Below are 16265 nucleotides of genomic sequence, written 5' to 3' on the forward strand. Positions count from 1 at the left end.
AACCAAGCCGGCGGAAATAGGTCGAATGTAGCCAAACAGGATTCCTGAATCTTTAACAATGCCGCCTAACGTAAGCGCCAACGAAGAAAAGACTGCGGCTTCAGGGGTTTCGGTGTGAGGGGCAAAGCCATAACGATGATCGGCATCGCTGCCGTTTTCGGAGCGATCTCGATCTTTGCCGCGGATTTCTGGGTCAAGAGCCAGGCGAAGGCCGATTTCGAAGAGAAAACGGCGGCGATCCCTGCGCCCGAGACCGCCAAGATCGAATTCAAGACCATCGTGGTGGCGAACGCGCCGCTGCGTTACGGCATGGGACTCGACCGGGCGCAACTCAGCGAAATCCCTTGGCCACAGGATTCCTTGCCGCAAGGCGCTTTCACCTCCGCCGATGCACTGCTTGCCGACGGCAGCCGTGTCGTCCTGTCGCCTATCGAGGTCAACGAGCCGGTTCTGCTTACCAAGCTGTCGGGACCGAATGGCCGCGCGACGCTTTCCAACATGCTGTCACCCGGAATGCGGGCGGTGACCATCCGCACCGACGAGATCGCCGGCGTCGGCGGCTTCGTGACGCCGGGCGACCGGGTCGACGTCGTGTTGACGCGCGACGCGGGTGAAATCCAGGAAGTGGCAAAGAACGCGCAAGGTGCGGCCGGTTCGACCATCACCTCCGAGATCGTCGTGGCCGACGCGAAGGTGCTGACCGTCGGCCAGGGCGCCGACGAGCGGCAGACCGCGCCGCAGATCGCCAATTCCGTGACCATCGAGGTGACGACCGAAGGCGCGCAGAAAGTGGCGCTTGCCCGTACCGTCGGCACATTGTCGCTGTCGCTTCGGTCAGCCAGCGAAGACAGCGCCGGCAAGGACGGCCTCACCACCATCTCATCCTTCGGAGGATCGGTCGCATCCAGCGCCCAGGCCGCTGCCGGATCGCTGTTCAATGCTGCGACAAAGGAACCGGAGAAGCCGAAGTTCAAAACGATCATCGTAACGCGCGGCACGCAGGCCGAGGAATACCAGGTTCCTTCGCGGGACCAGAAACAATAGCCGGTGGGGACCGGACGAGGACGGGACAATGTCGGGGCTGGATACATATCGGATGACGAGAGGATTGCGCCTTGTGCGGGCTCTGGCGGTGGCAGCTTCGCTGGCCGCAAGCGGGATACTCGCCCTCGGCGCGCAGGCCAAGGCTGACAACGAGATCGTCTACGTCTCATCGACCAAGAATGCGTCAATCAAGGTGGCCAAGGGCAAGCCGAAGACGATCATGACGAGTGCTGCCTTCTACCAGATCGTCATCGGCGATCCGGAGATCGCCAACGTCAATCCGCTGACCGACAAATCCTTCTACGTGCTCGGCAACAATCTCGGCACCACCGGCATCGCGCTGTTCGACGAGAACAAGCAGCTTGTTGGCACCGTCGACATCGAGGTGACCCTCGACACCGATCAACTGGCGAGCACCATTCGCGCCAGCGTGCCAGACGCCAACATCAGGGTGGGTTCCGCCAACGGCCGCGTCGTGCTGTCGGGCGAGGCGGATGATGCGGTCGCCGCCGAGAAGGCGAACAAGATCGCAACGCGTTTTTCCGGCAACGAGGAGGTGATCAACTCGGTCAATATCTCCTCGTCGCAGCAAGTTCAGCTCAATGTCCGCTTCGTCGAGATCAACCGCCAGGCCGGACAGGAACTCGGCGCAAAATACAGCGCCAATTTCGCCTATGGCATGGGTGGGCGTGACCTCATCCTGGATCCGGGGGAGATACCGGGGGCTGGGACCGGCGAGATTGTCGGCAGGCTGCTGTCCAACGGTCTTTCGATCGATATCGCCATCAAGGCGCTGGAAGAGCGCGGCCTCGCCAGGCGGCTGGCTGAGCCGAACCTGATCGCCCGTTCGGGCGAAACGGCAAGCTTCCTCGCCGGCGGCGAGTTCCCGATCCCGGTTTCGGAGGACAACGGCAAGATCTCGGTCAGCTACAAGAAATACGGCGTCAGCCTCGATTTCAAGCCGACCGTGCTCAAGGACGGGCTGGTCAGCCTGGACATCGCGCCGGAGGTCTCCTCGATCGACGCTTCGGCCTCCTACAATATCGGCGATATCTCAGTGCCGGGCTTCATCGTGCGCCGCGCCAAGACGTCGGTCGACTTGAAGAATGGCCAGAGCTTCATGATCGCCGGTCTGCTGCAATCCCAGAACGACATCACCACGTCGCGCGTTCCCGGTCTCGGCAAATTGCCGGTGCTTGGATCGCTATTTTCTTCGAATGCTTATCAACGGCGCGAAACCGACCTGGTGATCATCGTCACACCCTATCTGGTCAAGCCGGTCGACCCGTCGAAGAAGCTCGCCGAGCCAACCGACGGCACACAGCCGGCCAGCAGTGCCGACTACTTCCTCAACAACACGGAGGAGGTGAAGGCATCCGATGCCAACCGCGCGCTGGCACTGGCCGATGGCGGTGCTGCACAACCGGCCGGGGTCACCACCGTCGGGCATTTCCTCGACCTGCCGAAGGATTGAAGCGATGCGTCTGGTTTCGGGACTATGCATCACGCTGCTGCTCGCCGGCTTTTCGAGCGGCTGCACCAGTGACGACTACGTGCGCAGCGAAGGGGTGACGCCGGCCGCCGGCAACGCGCAGGCTGCCAACACGGTCATGCAGATGGTCGACCCGTGGAAATACGGGGTCCAGAACACCAGGCTTCTGGTTCCGGCACAGCGTTCCAGCGCGGCGCCCAGCGCCGCCGATCCGGCGACCAGCGCAACTTCCGCACAGGCGACCACAACCGATTGATTTTATTGCGACTTACCTGACAGGTTGACAACAATGGCAAGCGGCATCAAGACCAAGAAAATCCTGCTCGTATCTTCCGACGGGACTTTCCTGCAGGACACGCGCACGGCTTTCGCCGCCTCGGAGATCATCCAGCTTTCGACGGTCGAGAAGAATGTCACCGAGCTTCGCGGCGAGACCCAGGAAGCCGACTTTGGTGCTCTCATCGTCGACATGGATGCGGCGAAGCTCGAGGAGATCGAGTCACTGCAACGCGTCATGCGCCGGCTGGAAGGCCGCGTTCCTGTGGTCGTCGTCACCCAGGAATTCAATGCGGCGGCGGTGCGCATCCTGGTTCAGCTCCAAGTCGCCGATTTCCTGGTCAAGCCGATCACAACCGCTGATCTGGTGCGTTCCGTCGTTCGCGCGCTGCAAGGGCCAGGGCGCGAGGAGAATACCGAGTCGCAGATCTACACCTTCATGCCTGCCGCCGGCGGCGTCGGTACCACGACACTGGCACTGCAGACCGCATTCCAACTCCACCATTCGGTAACGCGGGGCGCTTCGACCTGCGTCGTCGACCTCAACTTCCAGCAAGGCGCCTGCGCCGAATATCTCGACCTCGAACCGCGCTTCGACATCACCGAGATCGAGAACCAGCCTGAGCGCCTCGATAGGCAACTGCTCGACGTGATGTTGTCCAAGCATGCGAGCGGGCTCTGCGTGCTCGCGGCACCGACGCACCCTTCGGAGATGCGCTCGTTCAAGACCGATGTCGTGGTGCGCATGCTCGATCTCGTCTCGGCTTATTTCGACAATGTCGTCATCGACATGCCGCGCACCTGGTTTCCGTGGACCGAGACGGTGCTGCTTGGCTCCAACAAGCTCTACATCGTCGCCGAAATGACAGTGCCGTGCCTGCGCCATACGCAGCGGCTCATCCAGGCGGTCTATGAGACAGCCGGCAAGGAAGTGAAGCCGAACGTCATCGTCAACCGCTTCGAGCAGAAGATGTTCGACAACGGCATCAAGCAAGCGGATGTCCAGGAAATCCTCGGCGAGCATTTCGTCGGCGGCATCTCCAACAACTACCGGCTCGTGCGCGAGGCAGTCGATCGCGGCGTGCCGCTGCACGAGATCGAGCCGAACGCCAATGTTATCAACGATCTGAAGAAGATCATCCTGCCGGAGGAAGCGGTCACAGCGCCTGAGAAATCACGGTCGCTGTTCGGCATCGGCAAGGGATTGTTGAAGAGGAAGGCCGGATGACCAGCCGCTTCTCCACCCTGCAGAACCGCGACGCGCGCCCGCAAAGGCCGGCCGAGGCAGCGCCGGCTACACACGCCGTCGTCATTCCGACAACCCGCAAGCCCTTGCCGGCAAAGCCGGAAGCCGCGCCGGCCAAGAACGCCAACAAGGTGCTCGACGCGCGCGTGCGTATCCACCGGTTGCTGCTCGAGGAAATCAACCTTGTGGCGCTGGAACGGCTGCCCAAGGACGAGATGCGGCGCCAGGTGCATGAATTCGTGTCGGAAAAGACCCGGCAAGAGCGGATGGCGATCAACACCGCCGAGCTCGACGCACTGGTCGACGACATCGTCGACGAGATGGTCGGCCTCGGCCCGCTGGAGCCGCTGCTGAAAGATCCGGACATCAACGACATCCTGATCAACGGCCACCAAAACTGCTTCGTCGAAAAGCACGGCAAGCTGCAGCAGGTTCACATCCCGTTCAAGGACGAGGCGCATCTGCTTCGAATCGTAAACAAAATCGTCGCCGCGGTCGGCCGCCGCGTCGACGAATCACAGCCGATGGTCGACGCGCGCATGCTGGACGGCTCGCGTTTCAACGCCGCCATTCGACCCGTTGGCGTCGACGGACCGCTGGTGTCGATCAGAAAATTCTCGAAGAACAAGCTTGGCCTGCACAAACTGGTCGAATTCGGCGCCATCACCCAGAACATGGCCGAAGTGCTGGCCGCGGCCGTGCATGCCCGCAAGACCACCATCATCTCGGGCGGCACCGGCACCGGCAAGACGACGATGCTGAACGCACTCTCGGCTTTCATCCCGGAAGACGAGCGGCTGATCACCATCGAGGATGCGGCCGAGCTTCAGCTTCAGCAGCCGCATGTCGCCCGCATGGAAACGCGCCCGGCCAACATCGAAGGCCATGGCGAGCTGAAGCAGCGCGACCTGGTCAAGAATGCGCTGCGCATGCGCCCCGACCGCGTCATCCTCGGCGAATGCCGCGGCGAGGAAGCGTTCGACATGTTGCAGGCGATGAACACCGGCCATGAAGGGTCGATGGCGACGATCCACGCCAACACGCCGCGCGACGCCATTTCGCGACTGGAACAGATGCTCGGCATGACCGGCATGCCGATGACGGTGCAGTCGATCCGCAGCCAGATCGCCAGCGCGATCGACATCATCGTGCAGTTGACCCGCCTGTCCGACGGCAAGCGCAAGGTGACCAGTGTCGCCGAGGTGACCGGCATGGAAGGCGATGTCATCCAGATGCAGGAGATCTTCCGCTTCGTGCGTACCGGCATGGAGGCAGACGGCAAGATCCTCGGCTATTACGAAGCGACCGGTATCCGTCCGCGCTTCCTCGAGGATCTGCGCGCCATGGGCATCGAGTTTCCCGGAAAATACTTCGAACCTGGCCGGCCGCAGGAGTAGCACGTGTTCGACGGGTTCAGCGCGATCTACGTCGTCTATGCAGCGGCCGCGCTCACCGGCATCATGATTGCCGAGGCGTGCTACCTGCTCTATGCCGGCCGTAGCGACAAGCGCACCGCCATCAACCGGCGCATGAAGTTGCAGGAGAACCAGATCAGCCAGGAACAGGTGCTGATCCAGTTGCGCAAGGAGCGCGGCCTCGAAGCCGGCACGTCACTGTTTTCGCCCGACCGGTTTCGCGCGCTGCGCACACAGTCTGGCATGACGATGCCGCTGTCGAAATTCCTGATAATCACGTCGGGCGTGGCGCTGGCGATGGCTTTGGTCATGCTCTGGTACGGGCTGCCACCACTGATAGGCCTTCTCTTGCTTGCCGTCCTGGTGCCGATGCTTCCGGTTATGGTGATGCGTTTCAAGCGCGGCCGTCGGCTGAAGCGGTTCGGCATGCAGTTGCCGGAAGCGCTTGAATTGATCACGCGCGGCCTGAAGGCAGGCCATCCGGTACCGGTGGCGATTGCCATGGTGGCGCGTGAAATGCCGGACCCGATCGGCACCGAGTTCGGCGTCATCGCCGACGAGGTGACCTATGGCTCCGATCTGGTTTCGGCGTTGAACTCGTTGTTCGACAGGGTCGGCCATGAGGACCTGCCGCTGTTCGTCACCGCGGTATCGATCCAGACCAGCTCGGGTGGCAATTTGCGCGAAATCCTCGACGGGTTGTCGTCAACGATCCGCGAACGCGGCAAACTACGCCGCAAGGTGCGCGCCATTTCGACCGAAGGCCGCATGTCGGCCTACATTCTGACGGCGGTACCGGCGCTGCTGTTTGCCGCCATCATGGCGTTGATGCCGCAGTTCTACCAGGACGTCTGGGGCGAACCCAAGACCTGGTACCTGCTTGGCGGCTCGATCACCTGGCTGATGCTGGGCAATCTCATCATGTTCAAGATGTCGAACTTCAAATTCTGACATGGAACAGATCATCCGGTTCCTCGCGTCGCTAGCGCCCACCTCGCTGATACCGGTGGCGGTGCTGCTGTTGGCATTGGGTGCCGGGGCAGTGGCGTGGCCGCTGGTCGCGGCGAAAGGCGGCCGCAACGAACTCAAGCGCCGGCTCAAGGTCGAGAACAGCAAAGTGGCTGAACGGGCCGAACCGGCGCCCAGGAAGAATTCCAGCGCCGTGCGTGAGAGGGCGGTGAAGCGGGCACAGGAATTTTATGCCAAGAGCGATCCGGAGAACGTCGCCCGGCTGCGCATGAAGCTTATCCAGGCAGGTTACATGGAGCCGCGCGCGGTCGGTATGTTCTTTCTGATCCGTTTTGCCGGCTTTGTCGGTGCCGCGATCGGCACGTTTGCCATCAACCAGTGGATGGCCAGCGCCGATGCGACGATGAGTAGCCGCTGGGCCTTCATCATCATGTCGGGAGCTGCCGGCTATTTCCTGCCCGGCCTGGTGCTGACCCAGAAAGTGCGGGAAAAGATGCGCGAATACCGCAACGGCTTTCCCGACTTCATGGACCTGATGATCGTCTGTTCCGACGCCGGCATGAGCATGGAAGCGGGCATCGAACGCGTTTCTAAGGAACTCGCCAAGACCTACCCGGCGCTCAGCCAGAACCTGCAGCTCGTCTCGCTGGAGCTCAGGGCGGGCCGCGGCCTCGACGATGCGCTGAAGGCGCTCGCCGATCGCCTCAGCCTCGACGAAGTGCGTTCCTTCGCCACGCTTTTGCAGCAGTCGAAGGAACTCGGCACCAGTCTGTCGGGGGCACTGAGGGTCTTCTCAGACGAAATGCGCCACAAGCGCATGTCGCTTGCCGAAGAGAAAGCGCACGCACTGCCGGCCAAGATGTCGGTGCCGGTGACGGTGTGCATCCTGCCGGTGGTGCTGATGCTCGCCATCATCCCCATCATCGTCAAAATGACGGCGGATTAGAATTTTCGTATTAAAGTCTAATGCGACCGTTGTGCGAAACCAAATCTTAGGCTCGTTTCGGCACCGAAGGTTAATTGCTTTCTTGTACAGTGCTTGCTGAAGAACGACCCGGCAAAATCGGGCGATTGGGGCAGGGGCATGCGTCACAGAACTCTCACGGCAACGGCCGCGATGGCGGTCGTCTTGATGATCACCGGTTGCACGACGGGCAACGTCGACACGACCAAGACCACTGCCATCCAGCCAGTGGCAAAGGACGTCAGCGCCTCCGATCTGGTGCAAGGCAAGGCTCAGTTCCGCGAGGCAAATTACGGCCTTGCCGAAAAGCACTTCCGCAAGGCGGTGGAATTGAAGGCCGACAACGCCGAGGCGTGGATGGGCCTGGCCGCCTCCTATGACGAGCTTGGCCGATTCGACTTCGCCGACCGCGCCTACGACCAGCTTTTGAAAGTCGCCGGGCGCAAGCCGCAGATCGTCAACAATATGGGCTATTCACAGCTGCTGCGCGGCAACAGAAAGAAGGCCAGGGCGCTGCTGCTGGAAGCGAAAGCCGGCATGGCCGACGCCACCGTGGTCGATGCCAATTTGGCGCTGCTGAGCAAGGGCTGAGCTCTTCTTGGTCTTCGCACCTTTTCGTGTAGCGATGCCGCAAGATGGGCATCGACGCTTTGTAAACCTTGTCCGAAGGTAGCGTCGGAAGGTCAGCTGAAAACGGTATCTGCTGTCTGCCGTTGACCTAGAATGCAGCGGAACCGACGACCTCAAGAGGCTGCTGTTTACGCATGTTGGATTTCAGTTCGCTTCTACTTGCGGCTGCGCTGTCGGGCACGTGCCTCAGCATAACCATGTTGGCGATCTGGTTCACAGCTCCACAGGCACGCTTTTTGCTGACGGTGGCGTGCGGCATCCTCGTGCTTGTCGCGCATGTCGTTCTGTTCTGGCAGTACACCAAGGATCCCGGCCCCTGGCTTTGCCAATCGGTGCTGGCGCTGCTCAGCCTGGGTTTTCTGATCATCTGCCTGTCGGCCATGCAATATCTGGGCGTGGGCAACTATGGCAACGTTATCCTGCCGACGCTGGTTGCGATGGCCGTCTGCGCGGCCGTGACTTATCTCGGCCTGGACGGCTTTGGCTTCATCATCATCTATATGACGGTAACGGCGTTGCTCGCCGTGATCGGGGTGATGTTCTGGATCAAAGGCGGCGGTCATGATCGCCGGATCCTACTGGTTGTTTCGTTCCTCAGCGGCACCTGTGCGGTGTCCTTCGCACTGTGCGGCGTGATGCTGGCGATCCGTGGACAATGGGTGCTCGGCGTGGCGCCCGACAACTGGGCCGAACGGCTGAATTCCGTCGTCGCGGTCGCCTGCATGACCGGGCTCGGCGCGTTGACGCTATCGCTGCATCATCTGCAGGCGCAGATCGAATTGAAGGCCGAGACCATGACAGACCCGTTGACGGGCCTGATGAACAGGCGGGCGTTGACGGCACATTACGGCGACCGCGCCTTTGGTCCGTTCATGTCCGTCGTCATGTTCGACCTCGATCATTTCAAGATGACGAACGATGTTTTCGGTCATCCGGTCGGCGATAAGGTTCTGTGCCGGTTCGCCGCCGTCATCAGGAAATATGGCAGAACCGGTGTAGATGCCTATCGGCTGGGCGGCGAGGAATTCGCGCTGGTCATGTCCCGGATGACGGAGGAGAAGGCGTACGACATTGCGAGCAAGGTCTGCGTCGCCTTCGGCACCGAAGTCGTGGCCACCCAGCGTGGTCCGCTGCGCAGCACGGTCAGCGGCGGCATCGGCTTTGGCGAGACAGGCGGCAGCAGCCTCGACGATGTCCTGGCCGCAGCCGACGCTGCGCTCTATGCGGCCAAGCGCGCCGGGCGAAATCGCGTCGTCGTCCAGAACAAGGCAAGCAAGGCCGACGAGCCGGCCTTGCGTTCTGCCTGATAGCTATTCTGCAGCCCCCAAATATTCCGAGAGCGGCGGGCAGGAGCAGACGAGGTTGCGGTCGCCGGCGACATTGTCGATACGCGACACCGGCGGCCAGTATTTGGCCGCGATGTCGGCATCGCCGGCGGGGTAGGCCGCTTCCAGGCGCGAATAGGGATGGGTCCACTGGCCGGCCAGCGCCTCGGCCGCGGTATGCGGCGCATTGACCAGCGGATTGTCGGCCAAAGGCCATTCGCCCTTTGCCACCTTGGCTGCCTCGCCGGCTATCGCGATCATCGCCTCGCAGAAGCGGTCGAGTTCGCGCTTGGGCTCGGACTCCGTCGGCTCCACCATCAGCGTGCCGGCCACCGGAAACGACATGGTCGGTGCATGGAAACCATAATCGATCAGCCGCTTGGCGACGTCATCGACACTGATGCCGGCGCTGTCCTTGAGCACGCGGGTGTCGAGGATGCATTCATGCGCGATACGCCCATGCCTGCCTTTGTAGAGCACCGGGAAATGCGCTCCGAGCCGCGTCGCCACGTAGTTGGCGGAAATGATCGCTGTCTCCGTCGCCTGCTTCAGGCCGGAAGCGCCCATCATGCGGATATACATCCAGGTGATCGGCAGGATCGAGGCACTGCCGAACGGTGCTGCAGACACGGCATGGCCTGAGCCCTCGGTGACGTGGCCAGGCAGATACGGCTTCAGATGGGCCTTGACGCCGATCGGGCCGACGCCGGGACCGCCGCCGCCATGCGGGATGCAGAAGGTCTTGTGCAGGTTCATGTGGCAGACATCGGCGCCGATGTCGCCGGGGCGGGCGAGACCGACCAGCGCGTTGAGGTTGGCGCCGTCGAAATAGACCTGGCCGCCGTGGCTGTGGACGAGGGCGCAGAGGTCGCGCGCGCCTTCCTCGAACACGCCGTGCGTCGAGGGATAGGTGAACATCAGCGCCGCGAGATCTTCCGCATGTTCGGCCGCCTTGGCCCTCAGGTCGTCGATGTCGATGTTGCCGTCCTCGGTACAGCGCACGACGACGACGCTCATGCCGGCCATCGCCGCACTCGCCGGATTGGTGCCATGCGCGGAGGACGGGATCAGGCAGACGGTGCGATGGCCCTCGCCGCGTGAGCGATGATAACCGCGGATGGCGAGAAGCCCTGCATACTCGCCCTGGCTGCCGGCATTGGGCTGCATGGTCACCGCGTCGAAACCGGTGATCTCCGACAGCCAGCCTTCCAGCTCGGCGATCATGGCGCGGTAACCGGCCGAATGGCTTACTGACGCAAGGGGGTGCAGATTGGCGATGCTCGGCCAGCTTACCGGCATCATCTCGGCGGCGGCGTTGAGCTTCATGGTGCAGGAGCCGAGCGGGATCATGGCGCGGTCAAGCGCCAGATCCTTATCGGCCAGCCGACGCAGGAAGCGCATCATGTCGGTTTCCGAGCAGTTCTCGTGGAAAACAGGCTGGGTCAGGAACTCCTTGCCACGCGCCGTCCCGGGCATGGTGCTGGCAGCGACGCCGGCCTTGGCGCCGAACAGTCTGGCGATCGCATCCAGATCGGCATCGGTAGAGGTCTCGTCGAAGCTGATGCCGATATGGTCGGCGTCGATGACGCGCAGCAGCCGGCCGGTCTTTTCGGCAGCAGCGGCAATCTCGGAGGCCTTGCCTTTCACTTCCACCGTTACCGTGTCAAAGCGGCTTTCGCCAAGAACCGAAACGCCTGATGCCTTGAGGCCGGCAGCCAGGCGGTTGGCCAGTGTGTGGATTCGGCCGGCTATCGCCTGCAGGCCGGTGGGGCCATGCCAGATCGCATAGGCCGTCGCCATGTTGGCAAGCAGCGCTTGCGCGGTGCAGATGTTGGAGGTCGCCTTGTCGCGGCGGATGTGCTGTTCGCGCGTCTGCAGGGCGAGGCGATAGCCAGGGCGACCCTTGCTGTCCGTCGACTGGCCGACGAGGCGGCCAGGCATCAGACGCGTCAGCCTGTCGGAGACGGCGCAATAGGCCGCATGCGGTCCGCCAAAGCCCATCGGCACGCCGAAGCGCTGCATCGAACCGACGGCGATGTCGGCGCCAAACTTTGCCGGCGCGTCGGTCAGCGTCAGGCCGAGTGGATCGGCGATGAAGACGACGAGGGCGCCGGTGGCGCGGGCCTTTTCGATTGCTGCCTTGTGGTCGCCGTAGACGCCTGATGTATCCGGCCAGGAGACAAGCACAGCGGCGGTGTTGTCGTCGATCGTGTCGCCGTCGACCTCGATGCCAAGCGGCTCGGCGCGGGTGCGCACGACATCCAGCGTCTGTGGATGCGGCGTGCCGGCCAGCGCCACCTTGGTCCGCTTGTCACGATGATGGCGCAAGGCAATGCCGACGGCCTCGGCAACCGCCGTCGCTTCGTCGAGCAGCGAGGCCGACGCCACCGGCAGGCCGGTCAGTTCGGTGACCAGGGTCTGGAAATTGAACAGCATTTCGAGCCGGCCCTGGCTGATCTCGGCCTGGTAGGGCGTGTAGGCCGTATACCAAGCTGGGTTCTCGAACAGATTGCGCTGGATGACCGGCGGCACGTGAACGCCATGATAGCCGGCGCCGATGAAGCTCTTCAGCACCGTATTTTTTGCCATTGTCGCCGAAAGCTCGGCCAGCGCCTGCGCCTCGCTCGCCGGTGCCGGCAAGGCCAGCGGCCGGTCGAGCCGGATCGATTTGGGCACTGCTTGGCTGATCAGGGTTTCGACCGAGGGAACGCCGATCGTGGCCAGCATGGCTCTGACATCATTGAGGCCGGGGCCAATGTGGCGAGCCGAGAAGGAGTAGGGTGCTGCAGTCATTTTCCTGGTCCTGATATCAGCCGATATGGGTTTTGTACGCGGCCTCATCCAGGAGGCCTTCGAGTTGGCTTGCATCGGCCAGCTTCATCTTCCACAGCCAGCCGGCGCCGGTCGCCGCCGAATTGACCAGGGACGGGTCCGACGACAGCGAGGTGTTGGCCTCGATGATTTCGCCGTCGACCGGGGCGTAGACATCTGATGCCGCCTTGACGGATTCGACCACCACCGCCGTATCGCCCTTGGTCAGTTTTTTTCCGAGCTCCGGCAATTCGACGAAAACGAGATCGCCAAGCTGCTCCTGCGCGTAGTCGGTGATGCCGACAGTGGCGATGTCGCCTTCGACGCGGAGCCATTCGTGATCTTCTGTGAAATAGGTCTTTGCCATGAGAGATTCATCCTTTGCGATAGCGATGAGGCGTGAAGGGCAGGGGATTGATATCGATCGGGATTTTCGTCCCGCGAACGTCAGCGAACAGTCTTGTGCCTGATAGGGCCAGCGCTGTCTGGACATAGCCCATGGCGACCGGATGGGCCGCCGAGGGACCGAAGCCGCCAGAGGTAACATGGCCGGCGGGATTGCCGTCGGCGTCGAAAAGGGCGGCGCCGGCGCGCACCGGCTGGCGGCCCTCCGGTTTCAGGCCGACGCGCTTATGCGCCGGGCCGCGCGCGGCAATCGCGCGCAGCGCGTCGGCGCCGATGAACGAGCCGGCCGCCCGGATTTCCTTGGGCACCGCCCACATCAACCCGGCGCTGACCGGGTCAATCTCCGGCGTGATGTCCTGACCGTGCAGGCAGAGCCCGGCCTCCAGCCGCAGGCTGTCGCGGGCGGCGAGGCCGATCCACAGCACACGCTCGTCCTCGAGCAGCTTGGCGACGAGGTTTCGCGCGTCCGCTTCCGGCAGGCCGATCTCGAAGCCGTCTTCGCCGGTGTAGCCCGAGCGGCTCATGAACCAGTTTTCACGGGGTTCGATGCCGTGCATGAACAAGAGCGAGCCGGTCTCGATGCCGGCGCGGAAAAGGGCGGCCCAGGCCTCGGGGCCCTGGATGGCCAGAAAGACGCGGTCGAGGGCATCCACCTTCGCATCGAAATCCGCGGCAAGAGCGCGCAGGTGCTTTTCGTCGGTGGCGGCGTTGCCGGCATTGGCGACCACCATGAAGCGCTCACCGCCGAGCCTGGTGATGATGAGATCGTCGATTATGCCGGCGGCCTCATTCAGGAAAAAGGTATATTTGGACTGGGAAATTGCCAGCGCGCCAGCATCGAGCGGGCAGGCGCGGGTCACAAGCGCTGCGGCGCCCGGGCCGCTGACTTCGAATAGCCTCATATGCGAGATGTCGAACAGGCCGGCATGCTCGCGTGTGTGAAGATGCTCCTTCATCACGCCGGCCGGATAGGTCAGCGGCATCGACCAGCCGGCGAACGCGCCGAAGCGCGCACCGGCGGCGGCGTGTAGGTCTTCGAGGGGAAGGTGTTTGGTGTCGTCGCCCGTCATGTCATCTCCAGAGTCGCACGCAATCGGCCGCGAATGGCGACCAGTCCGTGCCCCTCTGTCTGAAGCCTGAGAGACTCGCGCCCCGTAACTCTGTCGGCAGCGCTTACACCTTCGGCGCGGGGGCAAGCCCCGACTTTCCAGAGTGTCTTTCCCGTCTACGGTTCTTTTGCCTGAGAGATTTCGGGCGATTTCCCCTTCGGCGGCAGCTCTCGCTGCTCTCTCCCGCAAACAGGTAGGACTCAGCATGAGCCCTCGACGCGTCATCCATAGCCCGCGAACGACACCTTGTCACCTGCCAGCGACATTTTACTGACAAGTCTTCGCTAAGCACTGACAAGTCTTCGCTAACCACGCGGTTTGGGGGCTCTCAGGACACCGCCGATGTCCTCACCGAAAGGATGGCCCGGGCACCGCCAGTCGGCACTGGATATCGAGCGTTGCCAGATGGTCTTTCGTTCCGAAGATGAGTAAGACGAGCCGGTCAGCAATCGGCAGCAAGTATTTGAGCCCATCACAGTTTCGCCCAGAGTTCCAATTTCGCCCTGAGAGTCAATTTCGTCCGGAGATTCAGGGGTTGCGCGCAATCGCCGTCTGCCTGGTCGCAATGTTTCACGTCTGGCCGTCCCTGGTTCCGGGCGGTTATGTCGGTGTCGATGTCTTTTTCGTCATTTCAGGTTACCTCATCACCGGCGTTCTGGTGCGCGAGGGTGAGCGAACCGGGCGGGTAGACCTCATCGCCTTCTACGCGCGCCGGGCGCGACGCCTGCTGCCGGCGGCCATGCTGGTGCTCCTGCTTGTCGGGGTGCTGACGCCTTTGTGCCTTCCGGCTTCACAATGGAAAGACAGCGCGATCGAGGTGTTCTTCAGCTGCTTCTACCTGGAGAACTGGCGGCTTGCGACGCAGGCGGTCGATTATCTGGCTGCCGAAAACGCGCCAAGTCCGGTGCAGCATTACTGGTCGCTTTCGATCGAGGAACAATTCTACATTGTCTGGCCTGCGCTGATCATTGCCGGGCTGTCGGCGACACGCGTGCTCGGCATGTCGCCGCGCATTTTGCTACGCGCCATGTTTGCTATCATCACCGCCGCTTCGATCGCCGCGTCGATCTGGCTGACGCTAACCAACCCGGCTTGGGCTTATTTCGTCACCCACACGCGAATTTGGGAACTTGGTCTCGGGGGCCTCCTCGCCCTCGGAGTGCCCGTGATCGGCGAGGGGGTGCGGCGGTTTTTTGGCTTTGCTGGCATAGCGGCGATCCTTGCGGCTGCCTTTCTCTTCTCCACAAAAACGCCTTTCCCGGGTTATGCCGCGCTGCTGCCTACATTGGGAACCGTGTTCGTAATCCTCTCGGGGCAGAGCCGTTCACCGCTGAGCGTGTTCAGCCTGCTGAAATTACGGCCATTCCAATTTCTCGGCGACATCTCCTATTCGCTCTATCTCTGGCACTGGCCACTGGTCGTGTTCTTCTCACACGGAATGGGCGAGGCGATCGATCCCATCGGCGGCGCGGCGATCCTTGCCGCGAGCATCGGTCTCGCCGCTATCTCGAAGGTTCATATCGAGGACCGTTTCCGATCACCGCAACCTTCGCAGCCGCTGCGCAGGCTTGCCGAATTGCTCGCTTCCCTAATCGTGGTGCCAATCGTTGCTTTCAGCACGGTCTACGCCGGTGTTGCGCAAGAAACCGCATCGGTGGCAGCCAATCCGGGCGATTACCCAGGCGCCGCCGCCTTGCTCAGCGGCGCGCCGGTGCCCCATGTGGCGTTCTTTGCGCCACCGCTCGCAACAATAAAAGAGGACACCCCGACCAGCACGGAAGACTGCCGTCTGTCCTTCGACGGTGTCGCGCCTGTTTCCTGCCAATTCGGCAACCGAAACGGCGATTTCAAGGTTTTCCTGATGGGAGATTCGCACGCCGAACAATGGGTTCCTGCGTTTGAGAAGGTGGCGTCGGATCGCGGCTGGAATGCCGCGACCTATACCAAATCTGCCTGTCCGCTTTTTCCAGCCATGTTGCTGCGCAACGGTAGCCCCTACGAGTCATGTCTGGCCTGGGGGCAACGTATGTTGCAGATTATTGAGCAACAGAAGCCGGATGTCGTTATCCTGAGCCACAAGAACGACTTGCAGCTGTATCCCGAGGGAGCTGCGAACATCCATCCGTCGATCGACTCGACGCTGGTGCGACTATGGCGCGATATCGAGGCTTTGGGTCCGAAGGTGGTGGTCATCGCCGATACTCCGGAGTGGGGAGTAAAATCCGACGAATGCCTGGCCAAAGACCCAGCCTGCTTTGTCCCCTACCAGTCGATAGCGCGCACTGACCCACTGGTGGTTGCTCAACGGAGCTACCCGCACGTGGCGCTGATCGATTTCAAGGACGTAGTCTGTCCCAACGAACGTTGCCCTGCGGTCATTGGCAATGTCGTGGTCTGGCGTGACCGCCATCATCTGACGGCAACCTACGCACGCTCGATGGCCGACATCTTCGGCAAGCGGCTGGATGCTGCAATTGCATCGAACTAGAGTTGTCGTTGTGCGTGGTCACGCGAACGAAACTATTGCTTGGCCGACTTGGCGCCGGTGTCGAACCGCGACATCCACTTGAAGCTGTCGA

13 protein-coding genes and 1 riboswitch are annotated in these 16265 nt (G+C 62.2%); of the genes, 10 read left to right on the top strand and 3 right to left on the bottom strand.

Annotated features, from left to right (window positions below):
• The first annotated feature begins 114 nt into the window (after positions 1-114).
• From cpaB to EN859_RS12115, 9 genes are all read left to right on the top strand, one after another.
• Positions 115-1044 (top strand): Flp pilus assembly protein CpaB, encoded by a 930-nt coding sequence (gene cpaB / locus EN859_RS12075; RefSeq protein WP_245525545.1) that lies wholly within the window; start codon positions 115-117, stop codon positions 1042-1044.
• A 52-nt stretch (positions 1045-1096) separates the two neighbouring features.
• On the top strand, positions 1097-2518 hold the full coding sequence (locus EN859_RS12080; RefSeq protein WP_245525546.1) for a type II and III secretion system protein family protein: 1422 nt from the start codon (positions 1097-1099) through the stop codon (positions 2516-2518).
• A 4-nt stretch (positions 2519-2522) separates the two neighbouring features.
• On the top strand, positions 2523-2792 hold the full coding sequence (locus EN859_RS12085; RefSeq protein WP_127851345.1) for a hypothetical protein: 270 nt from the start codon (positions 2523-2525) through the stop codon (positions 2790-2792).
• A gap of 33 nt (positions 2793-2825) precedes the next feature.
• The gene (locus EN859_RS12090) at positions 2826-4040 is read left to right on the top strand and encodes a CpaE family protein (protein WP_127851344.1); all 1215 of its coding nucleotides are present in this window, start codon (positions 2826-2828) and stop codon (positions 4038-4040) included.
• Entirely contained in the window at positions 4037-5455 is a 1419-nt protein-coding gene (locus tag EN859_RS12095) for a CpaF family protein (protein ID WP_127851343.1), read from the top strand. Before EN859_RS12090 ends, EN859_RS12095 begins: the two co-directional genes overlap by 4 nt.
• 3 nt (positions 5456-5458) lie before the next feature.
• A complete protein-coding gene (locus tag EN859_RS12100) occupies positions 5459-6424 on the top strand; it encodes a type II secretion system F family protein (RefSeq protein WP_127851342.1) in 966 nt (321 codons plus the stop codon).
• 1 nt (position 6425) lies between these two features.
• Positions 6426-7388 carry a type II secretion system F family protein gene (locus EN859_RS12105; RefSeq protein WP_127851341.1) on the top strand — a complete coding sequence of 321 codons (963 nt, stop codon included), beginning with the start codon at positions 6426-6428 and terminating at the stop codon, positions 7386-7388.
• Between the two features lie 171 nt (positions 7389-7559).
• Positions 7560-7997, top strand: coding sequence for a tetratricopeptide repeat protein (locus tag EN859_RS12110; protein WP_245525549.1), 438 nt, complete (start codon positions 7560-7562; stop codon positions 7995-7997).
• 284 nt (positions 7998-8281) lie between these two features.
• A complete protein-coding gene (locus tag EN859_RS12115) occupies positions 8282-9343 on the top strand; it encodes a sensor domain-containing diguanylate cyclase (protein WP_245525550.1) in 1062 nt (353 codons plus the stop codon).
• A 3-nt stretch (positions 9344-9346) separates the two neighbouring features.
• Here EN859_RS12115 and gcvP read toward each other — a convergent pair whose 3' ends face one another.
• Genes gcvP through gcvT form a run of 3 tightly spaced genes read right to left on the bottom strand, consistent with a single transcriptional unit; the run spans position 9347 to position 13647 of the window.
• On the bottom strand, positions 9347-12154 hold the full coding sequence (gene gcvP, locus EN859_RS12120) for an aminomethyl-transferring glycine dehydrogenase (protein ID WP_127851338.1): 2808 nt from the start codon (positions 12152-12154) through the stop codon (positions 9347-9349).
• Positions 12155-12170: 16 nt separating this feature from the next.
• A complete protein-coding gene (gene gcvH / locus EN859_RS12125) occupies positions 12171-12539 on the bottom strand; it encodes a glycine cleavage system protein GcvH (RefSeq protein ID WP_127851337.1) in 369 nt (122 codons plus the stop codon).
• Positions 12540-12546: 7 nt separating this feature from the next.
• Positions 12547-13647 carry a glycine cleavage system aminomethyltransferase GcvT gene (gcvT, locus tag EN859_RS12130; RefSeq protein ID WP_127851336.1) on the bottom strand — a complete coding sequence of 367 codons (1101 nt, stop codon included), beginning with the start codon at positions 13645-13647 and terminating at the stop codon, positions 12547-12549.
• 148 nt (positions 13648-13795) lie between these two features.
• A riboswitch (glycine riboswitch) is annotated at positions 13796-13882 on the bottom strand.
• 339 nt (positions 13883-14221) lie between these two features.
• On the opposite strand from gcvT, the gene EN859_RS12135 reads away from it, so the two are divergent.
• Positions 14222-16174 (top strand): acyltransferase family protein, encoded by a 1953-nt coding sequence (locus tag EN859_RS12135; RefSeq protein WP_189501885.1) that lies wholly within the window; start codon positions 14222-14224, stop codon positions 16172-16174.
• The last annotated feature ends 91 nt before the right edge of the window (positions 16175-16265 follow it).

The sequence above is a fragment of the Mesorhizobium sp. M00.F.Ca.ET.216.01.1.1 genome (genome assembly GCF_004010325.2).
GTDB lineage: Bacteria > Pseudomonadota > Alphaproteobacteria > Rhizobiales > Rhizobiaceae > Mesorhizobium.

What these genes read in the sequence shown, in the direction of transcription:
- gcvH (WP_127851337.1), bottom strand. Translation starts at nt 12,539, where the DNA reads ATGGCAAAGACCTATTTCACAGAAGATCACGAATGGCTCCGCGTCGAA.
- EN859_RS12095 (WP_127851343.1), top strand. Translation starts at nt 4,037, where the DNA reads ATGACCAGCCGCTTCTCCACCCTGCAGAACCGCGACGCGCGCCCGCAA.
- EN859_RS12105 (WP_127851341.1), top strand. Translation starts at nt 6,426, where the DNA reads ATGGAACAGATCATCCGGTTCCTCGCGTCGCTAGCGCCCACCTCGCTG.
- gcvP (WP_127851338.1), bottom strand. Translation starts at nt 12,154, where the DNA reads ATGACTGCAGCACCCTACTCCTTCTCGGCTCGCCACATTGGCCCCGGC.
- EN859_RS12085 (WP_127851345.1), top strand. Translation starts at nt 2,523, where the DNA reads ATGCGTCTGGTTTCGGGACTATGCATCACGCTGCTGCTCGCCGGCTTT.
- EN859_RS12110 (WP_245525549.1), top strand. Translation starts at nt 7,560, where the DNA reads ATGGCGGTCGTCTTGATGATCACCGGTTGCACGACGGGCAACGTCGAC.
- EN859_RS12080 (WP_245525546.1), top strand. Translation starts at nt 1,097, where the DNA reads ATGACGAGAGGATTGCGCCTTGTGCGGGCTCTGGCGGTGGCAGCTTCG.
- gcvT (WP_127851336.1), bottom strand. Translation starts at nt 13,647, where the DNA reads ATGACGGGCGACGACACCAAACACCTTCCCCTCGAAGACCTACACGCC.
- EN859_RS12090 (WP_127851344.1), top strand. Translation starts at nt 2,826, where the DNA reads ATGGCAAGCGGCATCAAGACCAAGAAAATCCTGCTCGTATCTTCCGAC.